The organism is Pseudoalteromonas sp. MTN2-4 (assembly GCF_042848605.1).
Classification (GTDB): Bacteria; Pseudomonadota; Gammaproteobacteria; order Enterobacterales; family Alteromonadaceae; genus Pseudoalteromonas.
This window is the reverse complement of record NZ_BTGK01000020.1, coordinates 1-4,214: the sequence shown is the minus strand read 5'-3', so window position 1 is coordinate 4,214 and position 4,214 is coordinate 1. Positions and strand designations below refer to the sequence as shown.

2 protein-coding genes are annotated in these 4,214 nt (G+C 37.2%); one reads left to right on the top strand and one right to left on the bottom strand.

Features of this window, described 5'->3' with window-relative positions; translation table 11 throughout:
- Positions 1 to 406 precede the first annotated feature (406 nt).
- Positions 407 to 1,165, bottom strand: a complete 759-nt coding sequence (locus ACGHEH_RS21350; protein WP_390449698.1) for a hypothetical protein — start codon at positions 1,163 to 1,165, stop codon at positions 407 to 409.
- Positions 1,166 to 1,337: 172 nt separating this feature from the next.
- Here ACGHEH_RS21350 and ACGHEH_RS21345 point away from each other — a divergent pair, with 172 nt between their 5' ends.
- On the top strand, positions 1,338 to 3,359 hold the full coding sequence (locus tag ACGHEH_RS21345; protein WP_390449695.1) for a winged helix-turn-helix domain-containing protein: 2,022 nt from the start codon (positions 1,338 to 1,340) through the stop codon (positions 3,357 to 3,359).
- Positions 3,360 to 4,214 lie beyond the last annotated feature (855 nt).

Here is a 4,214-nt window from a genome sequence, read left to right as displayed (position 1 = left end):
TTTTTGAGGTGGGTGTCCTGTTTGTTGTTTTTTATTTTTTTATTTTTTTCTGTTTATTTTTTTGTATGTGCCTATTTGAAAGTCTTAAGTCTAAAAGTAGGCGATAGATATTTATTGGTAAATTTTTGAGGTGGGTGTCCTGTTTATTTTTTTATTTTTTTATTTTTTCTTCAGTAGCCGCGGCTTTATTCCGCTACTGTTTTATATGAAGAATTCTCAAATTTTGTCATTCTGAACTTGTTTCAGAATCAAGATGCTTACTTTCAGTCTTCAATTCATTTATTTATCGCGCTGTCTAATAGGTACAAATTACATGTTGCGAAATAAAGTTTGATTTGAGTTCATGGGTCAAGCACTTTAACCCTAAATATTATAATTGCATCATGCAAGACCAGTCCTTGAATGCCTAAATTGCAACAATAAACTTAGAAACCCAATCACCCCAAAGCTGTGATTGAAATACTGTTTTTATTAAGATTACCAAGACTGCAAAAGCAGTAATTGAAACAATGCTACTCCACAGGAAGCGACGTTCAGTTTTCCAATCATAAATAAGTATTGATAAATAGATTAACGCTACAATCAAGATCATTGCATAGCCTGGTAGACCAAGCAGGTGAATAAGGCGGTTTAGCCCCTCAGGCATCATCTGAATACTTGCTGCAATCATAAAGCGCTTATGATGCTTGGGGTGTCGAATAGTTAGTAGTCCAAATACATAAAGAAGTGCAAAGCTCAGCCACTGGAAAAGTGTACTACCAAATAAGCCTCCTACCCGAGTTCTAGCTGTGCTGTCATTGAGGTCAAAGATACCAAATCCAACCAACCGCTCATATAAACCGAACGTCATAATAGGCCCAGTGACAATGATAGCCACAACTAATAAAGCACTAAATCGTCCCAAATTTCTGTGTAAGGCAAGATGGCCATTACGCGACAATTTTAATTGTAAAAGTAGTAAACAGTACCATGCGGTACTAAAAATAGCATGCAGCCCTGTCCAAAAATTAATATGAGTTATCCTTTGCGGAGTATTAACAGAATTCGCAATAAAACCGCTAAATGTAAGCAGAGTGATAAATATGGCTAAAAGGAAAAAAAATGGTTTGCCTTGCAGGCAGTTTTCGGTGCTACCTGCCAACTGTGTTCTGGTAATGATTTCCACTATTATTGCCTCCGAAGCTTTTGTTGGTTCCCAGTAAGTATGATCACGAATATAATCATGAAAGTTAGTAGCCAGATGGTTGCCAAAAGGCTAAATACAATCAATAAAGTTTACCTTAAATAGTTCTTAAGCTTTTCTTAAGGCAAATAAAATCAGAAAGTTATGGTGCGTAGTGAGTTTTTCAAAAACAGCTTTTGATCAAAGTAAAATTTATAAAATAAATGGATATAAAGTTGATTTTTCACGAGGCACCATTGCTTCAGAAGACAGTGAGCAGAATATTGAGCCAAAGGTCATGGCGGTACTGCAGTATTTTGTTGAAAATCAAAACAAAGTAATTGCACAACAAACATTATTTGATGCTGTGTGGCCCAATCAAATATTTAGTCAAAGCTTAGTTCAACGAGCGATTGCCATTTTACGAAAATCACTAGGGGATGACCCAAAACGCCAATTAGTTTTCAAAACTCACGCTAAAAAAGGCTACAGTTTTATTGCTGAATTGACATTAGCAGAATCGAATAATAACAAAGCCAAATATTGGCCTTCAGTTACTTTGTTGGCACTTGTTATTTTAGCAGTAACAGCAGTCACCACTATCTTTGTAAAAGATAAGCCCATAAAAACTACCTTCAATGTGATTGAACCGATAACCGTTAGTCCGCAAAATAGTTACTCTGCCAAGTACTCACCCGATGGCAAATTACTTGCTTACTTACAAGATGCACCATCACAAAAACAACATATTTGGCTAATTGAACTCAGCTCTGGTCAACATTTTGACTTGACGCCCGATGGCGGGAATTTTAAATCTTTTACTTGGTCTCCAAAGGGAAATAAGTTGGCTTATGTAGGACCCAAATTAGCTAACAATAAAGTTGAAATAGGGGTCATATCTCTAGATTTACAAGCTAAGAGTGTCATCAATCAACAAACCCTATTAACTCGCAATAAGCGCAAATATGTCAGCCCCATTGCTTGGTCAAAAGATGATATTTGGTACTTTATTGATTGGCAGGAAAATATCAGCACAGTCAATGCGTATGACTTAAATAATGGCAAGTTAACTCAAGTAATAGAGGCGGATCATAGCCATCGCCATTTTTCGCTCGCTCTTTCACCCGACCAAAGTCATTTAGCATTATCTTCCAATTCTAATTCTGAAAGATTTCAAGTAGGGACCTTCAACTTATTGACGCACAGCTATTACCCCCTAACAAAAGTAATGAGCCAGCAGCTTTCTATAAATTGGCATCCAGATAGTCAACATTTACTGCTTAATAGTGAGATCAGTAACCAGTTTATCAACCTCAAAGGTGAGGCAATAGATGTCAATTTAGCTGAGTTTATGCAACCAAATGAACTGTCTATCTCTCCTCTTGGAGAAACTATTATCTATACCCAAAATACCTTGGATTCAGATATTATAACAATAGACAAAACCACTAAGCATATCGACAAGGTGGTTGATACCAATGCGATTGATATTTCAGCTCGGTATGCACCTGACAGCCAAAGCATCGCATACCTCTCCAAGCGAAAGGGCTATATGCAGGTGTTTACTTCACACTCAGGACAAGAGCGTTTGATTTATAGTAACCCCGAAAAAGTCGATATTTTCGGCCCACCGGTTTGGTCTCATAATGGTAAGCAAGTGGTGGTTGCGCAACAACAAAAGCTTATTTTTATCAACACAGACACATTGGCAACGAAGGTTATTCCCATTGGCCACAAAAACATGTTCATTTATGGGTGGTATCATAATGAAAACGCTCTACTAGTTGGCTTTTTGACCAATGACGGCGTAATGGCAAAAAAATTCAATATCGAAAGCCATCAGCTATCATTACTTGTCACTAATAAATCTGGTGGTTTTAAACTCAACACAAACGATCAATTACTGTTCATTTCTGATAACAACTTAACTATTGGCAAGCAAACATTTTCTCTGCCCATATCTAACAATGAGGTCATCTCAAATGCAGTTAAGCCCTTAGCCAATGGAATTGTTTTGCAATCAAGTATTGGTAATAAAGTCACCGTGTGGTTATTTGATCCCACAACCAAGCAAAGAGAAACTTTAATGGCTCTACCAGAAAATGTTTGGCGCTTAGAGGACATCACATCTGACGGGAGTCAATATTTATTCACTAGCGAAATGACAAATCGAAAAAACATTATGCAAGTTAATTAAAGGCTAATAGGGTCAAAATGCACAATACAAGACCTGACCCCTTTGATTAATACTGAGTATCTTTGAACTTTCTGAACTTCCTCTCTAAATAAAGAACAAATGGCAAACTTATTAAAAACTTAACAAATTCTCCCGATAAGAAAAACGAACCAGAAAACCCTACTGCTATTATGACCCCAAATATTTGTACCCATTCAAAAATATCCCAGAACCTCTTCTTACTTGATAAGTCAAATTTCCATATCAAAACACAAAAAATCAAATATAAAAATACGAATACATCTAAAAACATTTTAGTTCCTTTAATTACCTCTCATAGAAAATAACGAGCATAGAAATGGATGAATGTGTCACTCACTACTTGTCTTTAGTCTAACTCTTTGTCGCGTTGGCGACTACAACCAAGGGGAGGCTGCCGCCGGTCTCCCCTTGGAACCCCACGGCGCCCTTCATCACACTTATCGTGCAAAATATACGTTGCGAAGCAAGGTTACTTTTGCGCAAGGTGAAATAAGCAATTTTAACTGTTATTTGAATAATTCAAGAACGTACACGCCATGAAGGTACATCCATGTACAAGCATGGCTTGGCTCGCATCCATGCGAGCGCATTACTCATCAATTTATTCTTTTCAGGGTGTGATAAAAGGGAAAGGTTGTTGTCTGTAAGTTATGGGGTTAAGTTAAGCTTTGAGCTGTCTTTGAGCTAATAGGGCCAAAATGCACAATGCAAGACCTGACCCCGTGGATTTCTTTGGCGTAGTACTTTAGCTTTTCTAAGAGCGGTTTTAACAGAGAGCGGTTTTAACAGGACAGCCACTTTAATTTTTAAAAACAGAAAGCCAACAACAAAGTT